Below are 19,541 nucleotides of genomic sequence, written 5' to 3' on the forward strand. Positions count from 1 at the left end.
AACGACCCGCAGGTCCGCGTCGATGGAGCCGCGATGTTCGAACCCGAAGGATCCGCGCGCCCGGTCGCCCGGATCATGTCCGTGACCGCCGCACTGCTGATCGGCGCCGTCCTCGTCGGCGGCGCGGTCGGAGCCGCGGTCGCCCTGGCCCTCTACCTCCCGAGCGCGCTCGCCGCCGGAGCGCTCGACCCCTCCGCGCTGGTCGGCTTCGGGATGCTGATGGGCGTCGCCTCCGGCGCCGGCCTCGGCGCGGTGGGAGGCCTCGGCGCGATCGCCGGCATGGTCACCGTCCGCGCGATGAGCCGCCGGAGCGGCGCCTTCATCGCCGGCACGAGCGTCGGCGCCGCGTTCGGCGTGCTGATCCTCGCCGCGAACCTCCTCGTCAGCCGGGACGCCGCCACCTGGATCACCGCCCTGCTCGCCACGGCGGCCGCCTTCCTGCTCTGCGCCTGGGGCTCCTGGCTGCTGACCCGCCGCGAGCACTCCTGGGAGCGAGCGCACGCCCCCGAGCGCCGGCGCCCTGCCGCGCAGCCCGCCGCTCCGGGCGCGGGACCCTCCCGGAGCCGCCACCGCCCGGCCTGACGCGGGCCCGATCGCCGCCCCACCTCCGGCACGCGAAACCACCTGCGGCACGCCGGCCCAGCCGATACTCGCGAGCCGAGACCCGTTCCGCGTGCCGAAGCTTCTCCGTCGGACCTCCGGCACGCGAGACCATCTCCGGCACGCAGAATCAGCCGATCTCCACGTGCCCAGCCGCGTTCGACGTGCCGAAGCTCCTCCGCCGGAACCTCCGGCACGCGGATCCAGCTCCGGCACGCCACATCAGCCGACTTCCACGAGCCGAGGCCCGTTCGACGTGCCCAAGCTCCTCCGCCGGAACCTCCGGCACGCGGATCCAGCTCCGGCACGCCACATCAGCCGACTTCCACGAGCCGAGGCCCGTTCGACGTGCCCAAGCTCCTCCGCCGGAACCTCCGGCACGCGGATCCAGCTCCGGCACGCCACACCGGCCGACTTCCACGAGCCGAGGCCCGTTCGACGTGCCCAAGCCCCTCCGCCGGAACCTCCGGCACGCGGATCCAGCTCCGGCACGCCACACCAGCCGACTTCCACGAGCCGAGGCCCGTTCGACGTGCCGACGGTCTCCTCCGCCAGAACCTCCGGCACTCGAAAACACCTCCGGCACGCCCGATCAGCCGATTCCGACGAGCCGAAGCCCGTCCCACGAGCCGAAGGTCGAGCCGGACGGCCCCGCGGTCAGCCCGCGTACGAGCCGACCAGGCGCACCGCGCCGCCGTCGACGCCCTTGGCGCCCTGCTCGAAGCCGTCGAGCGAGCGCTCGCTCAGCGACACCCGGCCCGCGACCCAGGACGGCACGCCCGACGCCTCCAGCGCCGCGATGACCGCGGGCGCCGCGTCGGCGTCGACGACGGCGAACATCCCGATGCCGAGGTTCCAGGTGCCCTCGGTGCTCTCCAGCGTCGCCCCCGACATCGCGGCGAGCGCCCGGAACACGTCGGCCGGGCTCCAGCTCGAGCGCTCCACCTCGACCCAGGAGCCGCGCGGCAGCACGCGCGCCAGGTTCGCCGCGATCCCGCCGCCGGTCACGTGGCTGATCGAGTGCACGCCCGCGCCGAGCGTCTCGTCCTCGAGCACCCGGAGCAGCGGCGCCGTGTAGAGGCGGGTCGGCTCGAGCAGCACCTCGCCCACGACGCCCCCGAGCTCGGCGGAGGTGTCGGTGAAGCGGATCCCCTTCTCGGCGAGGATGTGGCGCACGAGCGAGTAGCCGTTGGAGTGCAGCCCGGAGGAGGCCATCGCGATCACCAGGTCGCCGTCGCGCACCCGGTCGGCGCCGCGCACCGCGTCCGCCTCGACCGCGCCGACGGCCGCACCGGCCACGTCGTAGTCGTCCGGGCCGAGGAGCCCCGGGTGCTCGGCGGTCTCGCCGCCGACGAGCGCGGTCCCGGTGGCCGAGCAGGCGCGGGCGATCCCCGCGACGATGTCCGCGATCCGCGCGGGGACGACCTTGCCGCAGGCGATGTAGTCGGTCATGAAGAGCGGGCGGGCGCCGACCACGACGATGTCGTCGACGACCATGCCGACGAGGTCCTGCCCGATGGTGTCGTGCTTGTCGATCGCCTGCGCGATGGCGACCTTCGTGCCGACGCCGTCGGTCGAGGTCGCGAGCAGCGGCGCCCGGAAGTCCTTGAGGAACGAGACGTCGTAGAGCCCGGCGAACCCGCCCACTCCCCCCAGCACATTGCGGTCGTGGGTGGCGGACACCGCCGCCTTCATCAGCTCGACGGCGAGGTCCCCGGCCGCCGTGTCGACTCCCGCGCGGGCGTAGCTGCTCGTCTCGTTGCTCACGCGACGACCCTACCGAAGGGCCGCGCCGTGCAGACGCTGCGATCAGCCGGGGACGACCACCCCGCATCGAGCTCGGGCGGACCGCACCCCCTTCAGGGGTTGATCTCGGGATCGAGAGTGACGGCGAGATGGTTGCGTTGCCATGCTCGGCGCGTCCCCTCTTCATCCTGGACGGCAGCGCGATCCACGCCGTCCTCCGCGCCCCCGAGGAAACCTGATGGCCGACCCCGCCTCCCCGTCCGGCTCGCCACTCCGCCGGCGCTCGATCGTGGCGGCCGCCGCCTGGACGATCCCCACCGTCGCCCTGGTCACCGCGGCGCCGCACGCCGCCGCCTCGACGCCGCCCGAGCCCGTCGGTCCGCCCGATCTGCTCGACGTGACCGGCTTCGAGGCGGTCCGCTGCGACGTCGTGCCCGCCGGCACCGTGCTCTTCCGCGCCCTCGACGGGACGTCTCCCGCGGCCAGTGGCGCCACGGTGACCGTCACGCTCCCGCCCGGGCTCGGCTTCTCCGCCGGCGGGACCTCCGCCGTGGTGGCGGTCGGCACGGAGGGCGTCGTCTCCGTCCCGGCGTTCGCCGCGTCAGGGTCCGCGGGCTCCTACACGATCACGGCCACCTACGGCACGGCGATCGCCTACGCGCCGGGGACGGTGACCGCGAGCCCCGGCCAGGTGGTGGAGCTCACGCGCTCCCCCGGCGGCGCGAACCAGCAGCCGACGTTCTCCACCGCCGTCGTGCCCGGAGTCGCCGACGGCGTCCACGGTGCCATCTCCGGCGACGAGCTCGCCGCCAGCGCCGGCCGGAACGCCGCCGTGCTGACCGCCGACGGCCGGGTGCGGTACTGGGGAGCGAACCTCGGCGCCCCGGTGACTGCTCCCGGAACCCTGACGTTCGCCGGAGCCGCGGTGACGGGCATGGTGTTCATCGACACCTGGACCTGCGTGCAGGCCGGCAACACCTCCGCCGGTGGCATCGCCGCGGGAGCCGGAGCGGACTCCGTCCGCCAGTGGTACCGCACGGGGACCGGCACCGGGCCGCTCACCGTCGTGGCGGTGACCGGCGTCACCGGCACGGTCCTCGCCGCGGAGTCGAACGACGGCTACAGCTACGCCCTCACGAGCACCGGCCTGCACTGGTGGGCGAACGCGACCTCGGGCGAGCAGGTCGCCGCCACGCTCATCGCGGGCACGGCCGGGGCGTCGGCGATCAGCACCTGGAGCTACCGCCGAGCCAACGGCGTCCTCGCCTTCGGCGGCGGGATCCTCCGCGCCGACGGGGGCGTCAGCGCCTGGAACGGCAGCCACGCCCTCACCGCCCTCGGCGGCGCTCCGGCGGACATCGTCGAGTTCCAGGCCGGGCAGTCCACCGTCTACGCCCTCACCGGCTCCGGCGAGCTGTGGACGCAGGGCGCCGCGTTCACCTCGTCGCCCGGCGGCGCGGGCTGGATCCTGCGCGCCGAGAACCTCGCGACGACCCACGCCTGGACCTACGAGGGCTACACCGGCGGCGTGTACGCCACCACGGCGGGAACGGTCGCCCAGTTCTTCGCCGCGCAGCCCGCGGGCAACGCCTACCGCACGGAGGCGAGGACGATCCCCGCGGGCGTCACCCTGACGAAGGTGTTCAGCACGGACGGCACCTACCTGGCGCTCGCCTCGAACGCGACCGTCTACGCCTGGGGCGGCAACCTCGACAACTCCGGCCGCTCGCAACCCGCCCTCGTCGCCGGAGTCACGAACGCGACCGACCTGAACGCCTGGGGCTACCACGGACCGTCCTACGTGGGCGGCGGGTACGTCATCTCCTCGATCGGCTGTTGAGGCAGGACGCGCCATCGGCGGCCCGCACGACGCGCCAGCTTCGGCGGGCGCCGCGCTGGTCGACAGCGCTCCGTCCGGAGACCGAGCCCGCTCCCGCACTGGCGTAGCGCGCTCTCCCGAGCCTCCCCAGCAGGGAGCCGCCCGACTGCCGATCCGATCAGCTTCGAAGATCGTCAGAGGCGATTCGCGCGTCGGCTGCCAGGCTCTCGACCCGAGACGAGGTGAGGTCCGCTCACCTGTCCGTCGACAGGCAGGAGTGGGCAGTGGTGCACACGATGTTCCGAGGGAGCGCGACCGGCGATCGGAGCCGCGGGCGGCGCGTGCCGCTCCTCGCCGTCGCCGCCCTGGTCGCCCCGCTCCTCGCACCGGTCGCCGGCGCGGTCCCGACGGCGCCCACCGTCGAGCGAGTCGCCGCCGCGACCGCCGATGCCGCTGAAGCCTCCACCGACGCCGACGCCGCATCCCTCGCGAGGACGTTCGACCAGGATGTCGTGGTCAGCAGCAGGACGACCGCGACCGAGATCACGACGGCCCTGCCCGACGGCACGATGCAGTACGTCGCGAGCACGGAGCCGCAGCGCGTCGAGCGGAACGGCACGTGGATCGACGTGGATACCACGATGTCCCGGACGGCCGATGGCGCGATCGAGCCCGCAGTCGCCACGGTGCCCGTCCGATTCTCGGGAGGCGGTGATCGGAAGCTGGCGCAGATCCGGACGGCGACGGGCGCCTGGCTGTCGATGAACTGGGAACACGGCGTATTGCCGAGCCCGGTTCTGGACGGCTCGACGGCGCTGTACCAGGACGTCTTCCCCGAGGTGGACCTCCGGGTCGCGTCGACCAACGTCGGGATGTCGCAGGTCCTGATCGTGAAGACGCCGGAGGCCGCCACGAATCCGGAGCTCGACACCGTCCGCTTCGAGTTCGACGGCGGCGAGGTCTCTCGGGAGGCCGACGGCGGCCTTTCGGCGGAGATCGACGGGAGGGACTCCGCCCTCGTCGCGAGCGCGCCGACCTGGTGGGACTCGTCCTCCGTCGACGCGGGGAGTCGGCCGACGGGCGACGCTCCCGAGTCGAGCACGGTCCCGACGAGCACGACGGGCGATTCGCTGTCTCTGGACGTCGACTCCGTTCTCACGACTCCCGGCCTCGACTATCCCGTCTTCATCGACCCGGACTTCTCCGGCACTCGCGCTCACTCGTGGTGGGTGGCGTCCAACCTGCCGAACGCCTCGTTCCTCGACGGGCAGGGCAACGACGGCCGCGGGCAGTCCGTCGGCTCGGTCGACGATCCGGCGGGGGACATCCGCAACGCCCGGTCCTTCTTCCTGATGCCCACCGAGGGCATCAAGGGCGCGGAGATCATCAGCGCGAGCTTCAGCGCGCACGAGATCTGGTCCTGGAACTGCACCGCGACACCGGTCGAGCTCTGGTGGACCGGCAGCATGCGCGAGGGCGCGACCTGGAACGAATCGGGTGGCGGGAACTGGATCCAGAAGCTCGACACCGTCGACGCCTCCGGGCGGCGCGGCGCGGCGGACTGCCCCGAGAAGAACGTCGGGTGGAACGCCACCGAAGGAGCGAAGGTCGCCGCCGGCGCGAACGCCGACACCATCACCTTCGGACTGCGGGCGCCGGATGAGGGCGACCACAGCCAGTGGAAGCGGTTCGATCCCTCGGCCTCGATGACCGTCACCTACGACCGCAGGCCGGAGTCGCCGACGAACGTGGTGATGTCGACGCCCGATCGCGGCTGCGGGGTCGCCTCCGATCCCGCCTGGGTGACCAACCGGACAGCGCTCGTCCTGCGTGCGACGATGCACGACCCCGACGGCGATCCGATGTACGGGCGCTTCCAGGTCGTGACCGCGAGCAGCGGCGGCACCGGCCACGACGCCCCGCCGGGCTCGACCAGGGTCGTCTTCGCCACCACACCGGTCGAGCCCGACCGCTGGGACCGCACGATGACGCTCGACGCCGGAACGCTGGCGGACGGTCGCTACGCCTGGTCGGCCCGTGCGGACGACGATCGTCTCCAGTCGGACGACTCCCCGTGGTGCTACTTCACCGTCCGCAACAGCGGCCCCTCGACCCTCCCGACGATCACGAACGACTCCAGCCCCGCGAGCTACACCGTGGGCCGGCCGTTCACCATTCATTTCGAGGCACCGGCCGAGGACGGGGTGGACAGATTCCTCTACCGCTGGGTCCCCACCGACGGGGTGCCGAGCGACTACAGCCTGAAGACCGAGGTCGACGCGCTGCCCGCCTGCGGGACCCGGACCGGGGAGGTCCAGGTCGTCTGCCCGGACGCCTCCGGACGGTCGGCGACGATCACGGTCGCGCCGATCGCCGAGGTCTCGACGCTCCTCGTCACGAGCGTCGACAAGGTCGGCAGCTGGGCGAACGTCGCCAACGCCGACGGCACCCGATCCACCGTCGCACAGCTCAGGATCGCCGCCTCCGCCGACCCGACGACCCCCACCCGCCCGCAGACCTCCGCCCCGGTCACCCCGCATCCGCTTGACCACTAGTCCGTCTCCGACGGCACACCCTCGAGAAACGGGCCTTCCTGTGGCATCTCCGAACTCCCTCCTCCGTCGCGCCCGCTTCCGGCGCCTCCTCGCCTCGACGGTCAGCGCCGTGCTGGTCGTCACGGTCCTCTCCGTGACACCTGCCCACGCCGCCGAGGTCGTGCCGCCGGTCGATCGGGGCGTCCTCGTCGACGTCGATGCGATCGCCGGACGCGAGTCCGACGGGGAAGCGGCACCGGCTCCACTCGTGGACGAGGCAGCACTGCCGGAGCCGGAGTCGTTCGACGTCGATCTGTCAGCGGAGACCCCCTCTCCCCCGTCGCCGGAGGCCGCGTCGCCCGCTGCGGCGTCGACGGCGATGCGCCTCGCGGCGCTCCCGTCAGCAGACGATCCGGAGGCAGAGGCGCACACGTCCCCGACGGAGCTCGGCGACACGGGCATCACGGTCCAGGCGAGTCCGGCGGAGGGCTCTCCCGCCGTCGAGTCGGTGTCCGTCTCGATCCTCAGCGCCGAGGAGGCGGCGGCGAAGGGTGCGACCGGTCTGACCCTCGAGGTGTCCCGCACGGACGGGACGACCGCAGCGGGCGTCGTCGAGCTGTCGGTGCCGGACGAGCTGACCTCGGCCCTCTACGGCGGCGACTACGCCTCGCGGGTGTCCTGGGTGCAGATCCCGGAGTCTCCCTCGACGACGACGACAGCGGAGCCGGCGTCATCGATCAGGACGGCGGCGGCGATCACGCCCCGTAGAGCCGCGGCGACACCGGTGGCGTCGAAGAGCACCGCCGGAGCGAGCGTCATGAGGGTGCAGGCGGACGCGGCGCCGACCGTGGTGACCGCGGCCGCGGCGGCGAGCTCGGCGGCGGGGAACGGCGACTACCGGGCGACCTCGCTCGCGCCGTCGAGCACGTGGGACGTCAGCGCCCAGACCGGCGCCTTCGTCTGGAGCTACCCGCTCGCCGTCCCGCCGCCGGCGGCCGGCCCGCAGCCGGAGCTCGCCCTCGCCTACGACTCGCAGAGCGTCGACGGCCGCACCGCGTCCACGAACAATCAGACCTCGGTCGTCGGCGAGGGCTGGGACCTGGCCGGCAGCGGCTTCATCGAGCGCAGCTATCTCCCCTGCGCCCTGGAGGACGAAGCCGGCCGTGATGCGAAGGCGTCCGGCGATCTCTGCTGGAAGACCGACAATGCGACTCTGTCGTTCGGCGGGCACTCCGGCGTGCTCGTCCGGGACGGGACGACGAACGTCTGGAAGCTCGAGCAGGACGACGGATCCCGGATCGAGAAGCTCACCGGATCGGCCGAGTGCGTCGGCAACGGCGCGAAGGACGCCGAGTGCTGGCGGATGACCACCACCGACGGCACCCAGTACTTCTTCGGCCGGAACCGCCTCCCGGGCTGGTCTCCGGGCAGTCCCGAGACGAAGTCGGTCTTCACCGCGCCCGTCTTCGGCGACGACGCGGGTGAGCCCTGCCACGGCTCGACCTTCGCGTCGTCGTCCTGCACGCAGGCGTGGCGCTGGAACCTCGACTACGTCGTCGACACGCACGGCAACGCCGAGGTCTTCTCCTACGCACAGGAGACCAACCGCTTCCGATCGACGGCCGGCACCGGCCCGACCGCCTACGTGCGCGGCGGTTCTCTGACGAGCATCGAGTACGGCATGACCGAGGGCACCGTATACGCTCCGAACGCCGCGACCGGGAGGGTGACCTTCGGCTACAGCGCCACCGGGCGCTGCAACGCCTCCGATGCGAGTGCGTGCGCCCCACTGGCCCTCGGGGGCGACGTCCGGACACCGGGTGTGGACGGCGCCGCGGGAAGCGCGAGCGTCTACCCCGACGTCCCGTTCGACCTCAACTGCACGACCGGCAGCTGCGACGGTCAGCGCTCGCCCACCTTCTGGACGACCGCGCGCCTGGACAACGTCACCACCCAGGTCCGCACCTCCTCCGCCTACGCCACCGTCGACACCTGGACGCTCGGCCACTCCTTCCCCGAGACGGGCGACGGCACCGACCCCGCCCTCTGGCTCGATTCGATCGCGCACACCGGCGGGAGCGGCGCGAGCACGCTGCAGGAGGGGACGACGACGTTCTCCGGCCGACAGCTCCAGAACCGGGCACGAGCCGCGATCGGCTACGCGCTCCTCAACAAGATGCGGCTGAACGCGGTCCGGCTGCCCACCGGCGGCGGGATCAGCGTCACCTACCTCGCCCCCGAGTGCGACGACCCCGCCGTCCAGTCCGCGGTGCTCGGCGATCTCGCCGGGAACACCAGACGCTGCTTCCCGCAGTGGTGGACGCCGAAGGTCACCGGAGCGGTGCCGCGCCTGGACCTCTTCAACGCCTACGTCGTCGGCACGATGCTCGAGAGCCCGCAGACCGACGGCGCCGTCGACCCGACGAAGGTGTCGACCTACGACTACAGCGGAGGGGTGGCCTGGCGCTACGACCGGAACCCCCTGCTCCCGGAGGCGAAGCGCACCTGGTCGGAGTACGCCGGCTACGCGCAGCTGAGCGTTCGGGTCGGCGATCCGGGCACCTCCGACAAGCGGGTCCGGACCGACTACGTCTTCTACCGGGGACTGAACGGAGACCGGGGCAAGCCGGGCACGCGCATGGTCCCCGGCACCGAGGCTCCCGACGACCGGTGGCTCGCCGGCCGGGTGCGCGAGGTGAGGACGTACGTCGACGACACGGTGCTCACCGGCACGGTGACGACGCCGTGGGCCTCCGCCGTCGGCGCCGACGACGGCGCCCGGCAGTCCCGGAAGCTCGGCGACGGGAGCGTGCAGGTCACGGAGCGCCTCTCCACCGGCGGCGACCGAGTGACCACGACGACGACCGCCTTCGACCCGACCTACGGCTACCCGACCGCGGTCAGCGTCGTCTCCCCCGCCGGAGAGCTCTCCAGCTGCACGATCACGAACTACGCCGCCGCGAACACGACGGCCTGGATCATCGGGCTCTCCAGCGAGGTCCTGAAGCTCGGGAAGGCCTGCGGCGTCGACGCGAGCTACCCCGACGACGTCATCGTCCAGACCCGGGCGGCGTACGACGGAGCGGAGGTCGGCGCCGCGCCGTCGCGGGGCGACGCCACCGGCAACTGGGTCGCCGCGTCGTACTCCGGATACACCCCGACCTGGTTGCGGACCAGCACCACCGGCTACGACGCCGTCGGCCGGGTCATCTCGGTCGCCGACGTCGCGCAGCGCACCACGACGACCGCGTACACCCCGGCCGCGGGTGCGGCCGCGGGCTCCGGCGCCCCGACGCAGATCGTCGTCACCAACCCGAAGGGCTGGCAGACCGTCACCGCGCTCGACCCCGCCCGCGGTCAAGCCACGACGAGCACCGATCCGAACGGCCGGATCACCTCGACCGACCACGACGCCCTCGGCCGGCTGACGGCGGTCTGGCGGCCCGGCCGGCTGAAGACGGAGAACCCGGACTCCCCGAGCCTCGGCTTCAGCTACGCGATCCACGCGACCGGGATCTCCACCGTGGAGACGTCGAGGATCTCGGCCGGGCAGGTCCTGAAGAAGCTCGACGTCTACGACGGCCTCGGCCGGTTCGTGCAGTCCCGGACCCCGGGGCCCGAGAACAGCACGGTCGTGGCGGACACGCAGTACGACTCGCTCGGCCGGATCGTCGCCACCAACGGCCCGTACGGCGCGAACAAGGAGTACTCGAGCAGCGCCGTGGTGCTGCAGGCCTACTCGTCCAACAACATCCCGACGCGCACCGTCCACTCCTACGACTCGGCGGGCAGGATCACCGCCTCCTCGCTCTACGAGGTCGGCAACCACCTCCGCTCGACGACCACGACCAGGTACTCCGGAGTCGACCGCGTCGACGTCACTCCGCCCGCCGGCGCCACCGCGCAGACGACCTACACCGACGCGCGGGGCCTCACCAGCCGGCTCGTCCAATGGCAGGGAGCCGTCGACTCCGCCTCGCCGATCACCACCGCCTACAGCTACACCGCCCAGGGCCGGATGGCGACCATGAAGGATCAGAACGGCAGCACCTGGTCCTGGAGCTACGACGTCCGCGGACGCAAGACCGGCTCCAGCGATCCCGACACCGGATCGTCGAGCTTCACCTACGACGACGCCGGCAACGTGCTCACCTCGGTGGACGGCCGCGGAGTCGCCCTCGCGTACCGCTACGACGAGCTCGACCGGAAGGTGGCGCAGGTCGACGGCGCCGGAGTGCAGCTCGCCGGCTGGACCTACGATCTCCGCGCCAAGGGGCAGCTAGCCACCTCGTCCAGCACCGTCGACGGCACGACTTACCTGAAGAGCATCGACGCGATCGACGCCGGCTACCGGCCGACCAGCGTCACGACCTCGATCCCCGAGGGCGCGCCGGCCTTCTCCGGCTTCCGCTACACGCAAGGGTCCGAGTACTACCCGGACGGGGCGCTGAAGAAGTCGATCCTCCCGGCCGTCGCCGGGCTGCCCGGACAGCCGGGCCTCCCCGCGGAGACGGTGGAGACCCGCTACGACTCCCTCGGGCTCGTCGCCGGCTCGACCGGACTGCGCGACTACGTGAGCAAGGTCGTCCTCACCAACACCGGCGACGTCGCCCAGTTCCAGAGCGACCCGGACCCGGGCGCGGCCGGGCACACGAAGATGTTCACCACCACCGACCACGACGGCGCGACCGGGCGGATCACCGCGATCCGCAACCTCACCATCGGCACGCGGGGGGCGTTCACGGTCGCGGACCGCACGATCGGCCGCAACCCCGCGGGCGGCATCACGTCGATCCGCACCAGGATCGGCGATCCCGGCATCGACACCGTCACGCCGTCCCCCGCGGACACGGCGGCGCAGGAGATGCAGTGCTTCGCGTACGACGCCCTGCAGAACCTGAAGGACGCGTGGACCCCGGCATCGGCCGACGGGAGATGGACGTGCGGTGACAGCGGCGAGGGAGTCGCACTCGGCGGGTCGGCCGCATACCGGACGACCTACACGGTCGATCCGGTCACCGGGAATCGGACGAAGCAGACGACGGCCGCGGCGGCGGGCGGCGGAGTCGCCTCGACCACCGACTACAGCTACGGTGCGGCCGGGCACGCCCACGCGGTGAGCGCGACGGCGCAGACCACCGGAGCCGGAGCGCCGGCGACGAGCAGCTACGCCTACGACGGCGCGGGCAACACAGTGAGCCGGCCCGGCCAGACCCTGAGCTGGGACGCGCGCGGGAAGCTGAGCGGCGTGGTTGCGGGTCCGGCCACCCAGGCGAACGTCTACGACGCGTCGGGCGACCTCCTGCTGCGCGTCGACTCCGGCGAAGGGGCGCGCCTCTTCCTGGGCGACACCGTGCTGCAGCGGAAGCCGGGCTCCTCGACCACCTCCGGGACCCGCACTTACGGCTTCAACGGCGCCGCCGTCGCGGAGCGGACCACGACCGCCGCCGCACCCGCAGTGAGCACCATCGTCTGGCTCGCGACCGACACGGTGGGAACGGCGTCCGTCTCCGTCGACCAGGCCACCGGATCCGTCCGCCGGCGCTTCATGGACCCCTACGGCAACAGCCGCGGGCCCGGATCCGGCTGGACGTCGAGCAACGCGTACCTGAACGCGCCGAGGTCGTCCGCCAGCGGCCTGACGCATCTCGGGGCGCGGGAGTACGACCCGGGCCTCGGGAAGTTCGTCAGCGTCGACCCGGTCCTGTCGCCGTTCGAGCCGCAGCAGAACAACGGGTACTCGTACAGCCAGAACAGTCCGGTCAGTCGTTCCGATCCCTCCGGCCTTCAGTCAGCCGATTCCGCCGAGCGATCGCACAGCACCGCAGCGGTACCCGCGGCGAACGGCACGGGCCGATTCGCGCCTCGTGGCCCCGGACCAGCGAAGCCGCACAACGTTCCCGGCAGCGAAAGCGCGCCGAAATGGTTCACCCAAACGACTCTTGACAACTGGGATTGGAAGTCGAAGGCCACACCTTACCCCCGAGCAGGCGTCTACAACGACAACCAGTACTGGGTCAATAAGCAGTGGGCTGACTTCCTCGAATCGCGAAGTATTGCGAAAATGCCAGCCTGGCAGCGAGACCTACTGGCAAACAATAAACATGCAGCGGATGTCGTCCGTCCATCTGTGTTACTTTTCACTGCGGCTTTGGGGAGCGTCGGCTCTGTTAGCGAGACTGCGGGAGTTGCCGCACAACAGACCACGAGTCTCTTGTCAATGGCGGGCAAGAGGGGTCTCAAGAGTTACGTCAGTCTGGCGGACGGCGGGGGTACCGCTCACATCATTGACCGACACATGAGTCCGGGCTTGCCGGAAAAGAGCCTTTTCCCTGAACACTGGTCCGCCGAGAAGATCATGCACGAAGTCTCGGATATAGCCACAGACCCGAGTCTGTCCTGGGCCTATCCGAACGGCCAGATAAAGGAATTGACAAATCGAGGCGTCCCGATTCGCGCGACAGTGACCGGGGAGAGAGAGGGCGTACTGATTAAGGTAGTCATCGAACCCGCGACCGATCGGATCATCACCGCTTATCCTGTCCGTCAATGAAGTCCGCCCTCCACGCGAGCAAAGGTACACAATGAATCTCAAATCCGAAGTCACATGGATGGCGTCCATCCCGAATTTCTTGAACGACCAGGCGCACGACCTGGCGATCTCGCTCATCGATGCAGGTGAGTGGGAGATCGCCTACGAGGAGATGATTCTGCAGGGCTCAGAGGTGGATGCGCCGCTTTCGCCCGACGACATGCGGCGCATCCGATCCATTGCAATCGAGTTCGGTCTAGATCTCGAGAGGGGGGGCGACTGGCTCGCCGCGCTGGATTGATACCTAAATACTGCACAGTCCGGTCAGGCGTTCCGATCCATCGGGCCTTCATTCACCCGACCAACAAGAAGGCCGCCGATGCCGTCCGGCGAGCGATCTCACTCATCTTTGCGGCCGCGGCGAGCCGCTCGGTGGAAGCACAAGACGTCCCAGCCGGAAGCCCCCCCTTCCATAACCTTTAACTTCTCCGAAATGTAGATGCCGTCGAATTGGACTCCATTGCCGAGACCGGCGAACTTAGGCTAGGAAAAAACAGTGTGGAAGGAAAGTTCTTCACGACATCTGGAGAAGCGGCGAATGAATGGCGCGCTGAGACGAACGGAGGGAGGTCATCACTGTCGAGACGAAGGTACCCAGATCTCATCATTGACGAGCTTGAAGACGAGGGTCCTCACCCGACGGAATAGGGACAAGCATACTGCGCTTACCCCGTGCAGCTAAGAATTCTCACCGACGGGATGGATGGAATCAAGGTGCGGCCATGATAGAAGAAATTCTCAACCCATTCGCGTTCGCGCGAGTCGAGTGGCTTGCACCCGACCTCCGAGGGCGTCGGTTCGGGGAACCGAATTCGCCGGTATACGCCGCAACGTGCTATTCCGTCGAACTCGAGCTGACAGGAGCCACGTTGAGCGAATATTTCAGCATTCTATTGCAACGCGACTCCGCCCCCGAGGCAAGTATTTGGAAGCTAGATTTTCTCTCGCCTGAGATTGCCGCCCGCGAAGTCCACGATGGCGGCCTTCTCGTCATCACCGAAGGCAAACACGTGGTATCGATCGCGGAGATAATCGCCCTCGCCGGAGACCCTGTTCGAGTTGCCGAGACACAAAAGAATCATGATTCTTGACACGCTAGAGCGATGAACCACGTGGCTCCGAGTGATGGGTCCACAGATAGGGTGATCGCTGGAGAACTCACAGCCGGTGGGACGAGGAAGTCGAGACGCTACACCGGAAGGCCGTGGCTATTCGAGGTCGAGGATGAGGACTCCCAGTTGACAGACCTGATCGATGTGACGGAGACCGACGGCGGACTGATCGAACTTCACGCGAGCGGGATGCGGACCGTCGAGCAGCTGTGGGACTGCTATGGACGCGCGCTGGCCTTCCCGTGGAAGGTCGAGAACTGGCCCTCGTTCGCGGAGCAGATGAGAGACCTCTCGTGGTACCAGGCTTTCTCCTTTCTGATTCTCGTTCGCGGATCGGGCGAGCTGTTGGCGGACGACCCGGGAGAACGCGAGACCTTTCGTCGCATGTCGAGCATGATCGGGCAGGCCTGGGAGAACTCTCCGGTGAGGTCGTACAGCTTCACCACCGTCCTGCTCGAGCGTTGAGCTGAACCCACTGCTGAGCCCAGGGCATCGCCGGGAGATCGCACATTCGGAGCCGGGTGTCGTTCGACAGAAAGAATGGAATCGAGGTGCGGACATGATCAACGAGATCGTCCATCCCTTCGCAATCGCGCGTGACGATCGGGTGAACCCGATCAACGAAGGTAGACGCGACCACTCGTCGGCCGATTCTGCCGATCCGCCTTCGGACTCCAGCGAGCCTTCGGGATGACTCTTCGCACACAGAGAAGGACCCGATGACTGAGGCTGACTGCACGACCGGCCGGACCGTCGTCGTCTCGTGGAAGACGTTCGACGTCGCGGCCGGCATCGTGCTCCAAGCGACGCGCTTGCCCGCGTGGCAACGTGACGAGCTGCAGTTCTCCGGCGAGAGGAAGCGCTCACTGCTCGCGCTGATGATGCTGACGCGAAGCGAACAGGCGTATTTCGAGAACCACGACGTCGTCGAAGTGACGATCACCGACGGACCCAGCGAGCCGAGCACGCCGGTGGTGATCCAACAGGATCATCACGGTGGACGCCGTCTCCGCACGACGCTGCCCCCGGCGGCCGCGAGGATCGTCCGCCCACTGCTCCGCGCGACGGTCCTCCACCACCGCCGGCCGGAGCTGCACTTCACGACGGGCTTCACGGCCGTCGAGGTGAGCGCCGCGATCGCCGAGATCTTCGGCCGGCCCGATCCGGCCGTCAAGCAGCTGGCCGCGGCTGAGCGCGCGTCCGGTGAGCCGGACCGCCGACCGGCCGATCCGCCCGCGCCGCCACCCGCGAGCGCCCCCGCCCGGGCGGATCCGCCGGGAGCGAACCGTTAGGGGATGCGTCGTCCGCGTGCCAGGATGGACCGTCAATCCCCCCTGCTATCCCCTTGGGAGCCCCTCCGGCATGTGCGGAATCGTTGGGATCGTGTCCTCCGGGCCGGTCAACCAGTCCATCTACGACAGCCTCTCCCTCCTGCAGCACCGCGGCCAGGACTCGACCGGCATCGCGACCGCCGACGGCAGCACGCTGCACATCAAGAAGGCGGCGGGGCAGGTCCGCGAGGCGTTCCGCACCCGCGACATGCGCTCGCTGCTCGGCACGATGGGCCTCGGGCACGTCCGCTACGCCACCAAGGGCAACGCGGAGCGCGAGGAGGAGGCACAGCCGTTCTACGTGAACGCGCCGTACGGCATCATCCTCATCCACAACGGCAACCTGACGAACACGCGCGAGCTCACCGAGGAGCTCTTCACCGTCGATCGCCGCCACCTCAACACCACCTCCGACACCGAGCTGCTGGTCAACGTGCTCGCGAACGAGCTGCAGGCCTCGATCTCGGGCCGCGACCTCGACGCGGACGAGGTGTTCGACGCTGTCGCCCGCGTGCACGAGCGGGTCGAGGGCTCCTACGCCACCATCGCGCTGATCGCCGGCCACGGGCTGCTCGCGTTCCGCGACCCGTTCGGCATCCGGCCGCTGATCGTCGGCCGCCGGTTCAATGTCAACGGGCCCGACGACTGGGTGGTCGCCTCCGAGTCGCTCGTCCTCGAGGCGCAGGGCTTCGAGATCGTCCGGGACGTCGCTCCGGGTGAGGCGATCTTCATCACCCCCGACGGCCGGATGACCAGCCGCCAGTGCGCGAAGAGCCCGCGCCTCATCCCGTGCTCGTTCGAGTACGTCTACCTCGCGCGGCCCGACTCGATCCTCTCCGGGATCTCGGTGTACGAGGCCCGGCTGCGCCTCGGCGACCGGCTCGCCGACACCATCGCCGAGTACACGCCGGGCGGGGCGATCGACGTGGTCATGCCGATCCCGGACTCCTCGCGCCCTGCCGCGATGCAGGTCGCGCAGAAGCTGGGCATCCCGTACCGCGAGGGCTTCTACAAGAACCGCTACGTCGGCCGGACGTTCATCATGCCCGGGCAGGCGGTGCGCAAGAAGTCGGTGCGGCAGAAGCTCAACGCGATGTCGAGCGAGTTCAAGGGCAAGAACGTGCTGATCGTCGACGACTCGATCGTGCGCGGCACGACGTCGAAGGAGATCGTCGACATGGCCCGCACGGCCGGTGCGAACAGCGTCACCTTCGCCTCCGCGGCGCCGCCGGTGCGCTACCCGCACGTCTACGGGATCAACATGCCGTCGCGGCAGGAGCTCGTCGCGCACAACCGCCGGATCCCCGAGATCTCGGAGGCGATCGGCGCCGACTACCTGATCTACCAGGAGGTCGCCGACATGAAGGCGGCGATCCTGGAGGGCTCGGACGTCACCGACCTCGAGACCAGCTGCTTCACCGGCGAGTACGTCACCGGCACCGTCACGCCGGAGTACCTCGACTGGGTGGAGCGCACGCAGCTGAGCTGACGCTGGGAGGGCGCGCATCCGGCAGGCACAGCGCCCGGGTGCGCGCAACGGGGTGCCGTGCGGCGGCGGATCGTCCATGCTCGTGGGGCGCCGCTCCGTGCGCCCGAGACGAGGAGTCCCCGTGATCTACCGCCTGCTGCCCCTGCTCCTGACGTTCATCGCGGGTCGCCTGAAGAAGTCGCAGAAGGCCAAGCGCGCCACGCAGAACGCTGCGCGCTCGACGAGCCGCAGCAGCCGCAAGCGCCGCTGACCGCTCGCTTGGAGCGTCGTCTCTAGCGCGTCGAGGCGTCCGGCTCCGTGCCGGGCGCCTCGTTCTCGTCCGGGGCGTCGTCAGGCTCGTCCGCGGGCTCGACGTCCGCCTCGCGGGCGACCGTGCGCTCGGCGGTGGTGCGGACGACGCGGCGGCCGACGACCCGGTCCAGGATCACGACGACGAGCGCGGCGAGACCGCCGAAGATCGTCACGAACAGCAGCAGGCTGAAGCCGAAGACCTGCGCCTGGCTGAAACCCTCGGTCTCGGGCAGCGCGAAGGTGAGCAGGAAGGCGACGATCGCGCCGAGGCCCGCGCCGAGCGCGAGGATGCGCCAGACCCGCGGCGAGCGGCGGACGTCGACCTCCTCGCGGGTGATCTCGACGTCGTCGGGGCGCGGCGAGGAGTCGAGCGGATCGGTCATGCCTCCATTGTCCCCTGTGCCCGGCCGGGCGCGGGCCGAGTGGCGAGGCGGCGGCGGATCGGGTAGCGCGGTCGAGAGGCGGCGGGTCTCGATACGCCGCTGCGCGGCTACTCGACCAACATGAGGAGGGCGCTGCGCGACTGTTCGACCAGCGCAGGGGCGCCACAGCATGCTGATCGAGTAGCCGACGCAGTCGGCGTATCGAGATCCACCGTGGCCGTGACGGGGGTCGGCACCATGCTGATCGAGTAGCCGACTAAGTCGGCGTATCGAGATCCATCATCATCGGAACGGTGGTCTGCAGGCCCCCGCTCCGGAGGACGGTGGGTCTCGATACGCCGCTGCGCGGCTACTCGACCAGCATGGAGCGGCGCCTCATCGCGGCTCCGAGGGCGCGACTCCGAGGGCGCGGTCACATGGAGTGGAGGAGGCGGCCCGCCTGGGCGCGGAGCTCGCGGACGACGGTCCGCACGGAGAGGCGTTCCGCGCGGTCGGGGCGCATCAGGGCGACGATGTGGCGCACGGAGTTGACGCCGCGGAGGGGTTTCACGACGATGCCGGCCGTGCCCGCGGTGTAGCGCGGGACGACGGCGATGCCGAGGCCGGCGGCGACGAACGCCTCCGTCACGCGGGTCGAGGCGAAGCGCTGCTCGACGCGGACCGGCTCGCCCGAGGTCGTCTCGATCTCCTGCATGATCCGCTCGAAGGGGAAGCCGTCGGGCACGCCGATCCAGGTCTCGCCGACGAGGTCGCCCGCGGTGACGGTCGCGCGGTCGGCGAGCCGGTGGCCGAGCGGCAGGGCGATGTCGAGCGGCTCCACCATCAGCTCGGCCATCGCGAGACCGTGCCCGGCCCAGGCGCTGCGGCCGGTGGGCGAGTGCGCGAGGACGATGTCGAAGTCGGCGGTGAGATCGAGGAACTCGTCGGTCCCGGGATCCGCGTCCTCGCAGTGCACGACGAGCCCCTCGACGCTGCGCAGAGCGACCAGCGCATCCGGCAGCAGCATCTGCCCGGCCGTCGGGAAGGTGGCGATCGTCACCTCGCCGATCGGATTGTTCTTGAAGGTCTGCCACACCGCGTCGGCGCGTTCGAGAGCGGTCGCGATCTCGGTGGCGCTGCGGGCCAGCTCGCGGCCGGCCGCGGTGAGGACGACACCGCGTCCCGAGCGCTCGATCAGCGGCACTCCCGCCTCGCGCTCGAGCACCTTGAGCTGCTGCGACACCGCCGAAGGAGTGCGGTGCGTCGCCGCCGCCACCGCGGTGATCGAGCGCCGCATCGAGAGCTCCCGGAGCAGTTCCAGCCGTCGCACGTCCATGTAGGAACGCTACACGTCAGGCCAAGAACAGTGCGATTGTCCTAAGGAACAGAAAGCCCGAGAGTGGACGTTGTACAGAGCATCCCGGCGGATGGATCGCCAAACCTGGCAGACACGTCGGAGCAACGAAAGGCAGAACACTCATGAGCATCGCAATCCTCGTCGTCCTCGGTGCCGTCGCCGCATGGGGCACGGTGTCGACGGTGCTCGTCGCCAGCCGCGACGGATACCGTCAGGTCCCCGTCCGCCACTGAGCCCCGCGCTCCGCGACAGCACCTCATCGCGTTCCGACGCCGTCTCCCCACCCGGGGAGGCGGCGTTCTCGCGTT

At 70.1% G+C, this 19,541-nt stretch carries 14 protein-coding genes; 11 read left to right on the forward strand and 3 right to left on the reverse strand.

The annotated features are described in order from the left end of the window. Positions 1–33: 33 nt before the first annotated feature. Positions 34–582, forward strand: a complete 549-nt coding sequence (locus tag MT351_RS10710; RefSeq protein ID WP_243582164.1) for a hypothetical protein — start codon at positions 34–36, stop codon at positions 580–582. Between the two features lie 675 nt (positions 583–1,257). Here the strand turns inward: MT351_RS10710 and purM are convergent. Beyond that, positions 1,258–2,367, reverse strand: coding sequence for a phosphoribosylformylglycinamidine cyclo-ligase (gene purM, locus MT351_RS10715; RefSeq protein WP_243582165.1), 1,110 nt, complete (start codon positions 2,365–2,367; stop codon positions 1,258–1,260). A 217-nt stretch (positions 2,368–2,584) separates the two neighbouring features. On the opposite strand from purM, the gene MT351_RS10720 reads away from it, so the two are divergent. From MT351_RS10720 to MT351_RS20000, 10 genes are all read left to right on the forward strand, one after another. Further along, complete coding sequence (locus tag MT351_RS10720; RefSeq protein WP_243582166.1) at positions 2,585–4,186, forward strand: hypothetical protein; 1,602 nt, start codon at positions 2,585–2,587, stop codon at positions 4,184–4,186. Positions 4,187–4,449: 263 nt separating this feature from the next. Continuing rightward, complete coding sequence (locus MT351_RS10725) at positions 4,450–6,720, forward strand: hypothetical protein (protein WP_243582167.1); 2,271 nt, start codon at positions 4,450–4,452, stop codon at positions 6,718–6,720. Between the two features lie 40 nt (positions 6,721–6,760). Then, positions 6,761–13,252: an RHS repeat-associated core domain-containing protein gene (locus MT351_RS20305; RefSeq protein ID WP_243582168.1), complete on the forward strand. Its 6,492-nt coding sequence runs from the start codon at positions 6,761–6,763 to the stop codon at positions 13,250–13,252. A 31-nt stretch (positions 13,253–13,283) separates the two neighbouring features. Then, a complete protein-coding gene (locus tag MT351_RS10735) occupies positions 13,284–13,532 on the forward strand; it encodes a hypothetical protein (protein ID WP_132436579.1) in 249 nt (82 codons plus the stop codon). A gap of 628 nt (positions 13,533–14,160) precedes the next feature. Next, positions 14,161–14,382, forward strand: coding sequence for a hypothetical protein (locus MT351_RS10740; RefSeq protein ID WP_132436577.1), 222 nt, complete (start codon positions 14,161–14,163; stop codon positions 14,380–14,382). Positions 14,383–14,529: 147 nt separating this feature from the next. Then, complete coding sequence (locus MT351_RS10745; protein ID WP_165909069.1) at positions 14,530–14,868, forward strand: barstar family protein; 339 nt, start codon at positions 14,530–14,532, stop codon at positions 14,866–14,868. A 94-nt stretch (positions 14,869–14,962) separates the two neighbouring features. Then, positions 14,963–15,097, forward strand: coding sequence for a hypothetical protein (locus MT351_RS19995; RefSeq protein ID WP_279398232.1), 135 nt, complete (start codon positions 14,963–14,965; stop codon positions 15,095–15,097). A 100-nt stretch (positions 15,098–15,197) separates the two neighbouring features. Further along, a complete protein-coding gene (locus tag MT351_RS10750) occupies positions 15,198–15,695 on the forward strand; it encodes a hypothetical protein (RefSeq protein WP_132436573.1) in 498 nt (165 codons plus the stop codon). A gap of 70 nt (positions 15,696–15,765) precedes the next feature. After that, complete coding sequence (gene purF, locus MT351_RS10755) at positions 15,766–17,223, forward strand: amidophosphoribosyltransferase (protein ID WP_132436571.1); 1,458 nt, start codon at positions 15,766–15,768, stop codon at positions 17,221–17,223. A gap of 121 nt (positions 17,224–17,344) precedes the next feature. Next, entirely contained in the window at positions 17,345–17,473 is a 129-nt protein-coding gene (locus tag MT351_RS20000) for a hypothetical protein (protein ID WP_260303555.1), read from the forward strand. 22 nt (positions 17,474–17,495) lie between these two features. Here the strand turns inward: MT351_RS20000 and MT351_RS10760 are convergent, their stop codons facing one another. Both MT351_RS10760 and MT351_RS10765 read right to left on the reverse strand, forming a co-directional pair. Next, positions 17,496–17,897, reverse strand: a complete 402-nt coding sequence (locus tag MT351_RS10760) for a hypothetical protein (protein WP_132436569.1) — start codon at positions 17,895–17,897, stop codon at positions 17,496–17,498. 412 nt (positions 17,898–18,309) lie between these two features. After that, positions 18,310–19,212, reverse strand: coding sequence for a LysR family transcriptional regulator (locus MT351_RS10765; protein WP_123448058.1), 903 nt, complete (start codon positions 19,210–19,212; stop codon positions 18,310–18,312). Between the last annotated feature and the right edge of the window lie 329 nt (positions 19,213–19,541).

It is taken from the genome of Rathayibacter sp. VKM Ac-2926, assembly GCF_022815565.1.
Lineage (GTDB): Bacteria > Actinomycetota > Actinomycetes > Actinomycetales > Microbacteriaceae > Rathayibacter > Rathayibacter festucae.

What these genes read in the sequence shown, in the direction of transcription:
- MT351_RS10710 (WP_243582164.1), top strand. Translation starts at nt 34, where the DNA reads ATGTTCGAACCCGAAGGATCCGCGCGCCCGGTCGCCCGGATCATGTCC.
- MT351_RS10720 (WP_243582166.1), top strand. Translation starts at nt 2,585, where the DNA reads ATGGCCGACCCCGCCTCCCCGTCCGGCTCGCCACTCCGCCGGCGCTCG.
- MT351_RS10735 (WP_132436579.1), top strand. Translation starts at nt 13,284, where the DNA reads ATGAATCTCAAATCCGAAGTCACATGGATGGCGTCCATCCCGAATTTC.
- MT351_RS19995 (WP_279398232.1), top strand. Translation starts at nt 14,963, where the DNA reads ATGATCAACGAGATCGTCCATCCCTTCGCAATCGCGCGTGACGATCGG.
- purF (WP_132436571.1), top strand. Translation starts at nt 15,766, where the DNA reads ATGTGCGGAATCGTTGGGATCGTGTCCTCCGGGCCGGTCAACCAGTCC.
- MT351_RS10760 (WP_132436569.1), bottom strand. Translation starts at nt 17,897, where the DNA reads ATGACCGATCCGCTCGACTCCTCGCCGCGCCCCGACGACGTCGAGATC.
- MT351_RS10765 (WP_123448058.1), bottom strand. Translation starts at nt 19,212, where the DNA reads ATGGACGTGCGACGGCTGGAACTGCTCCGGGAGCTCTCGATGCGGCGC.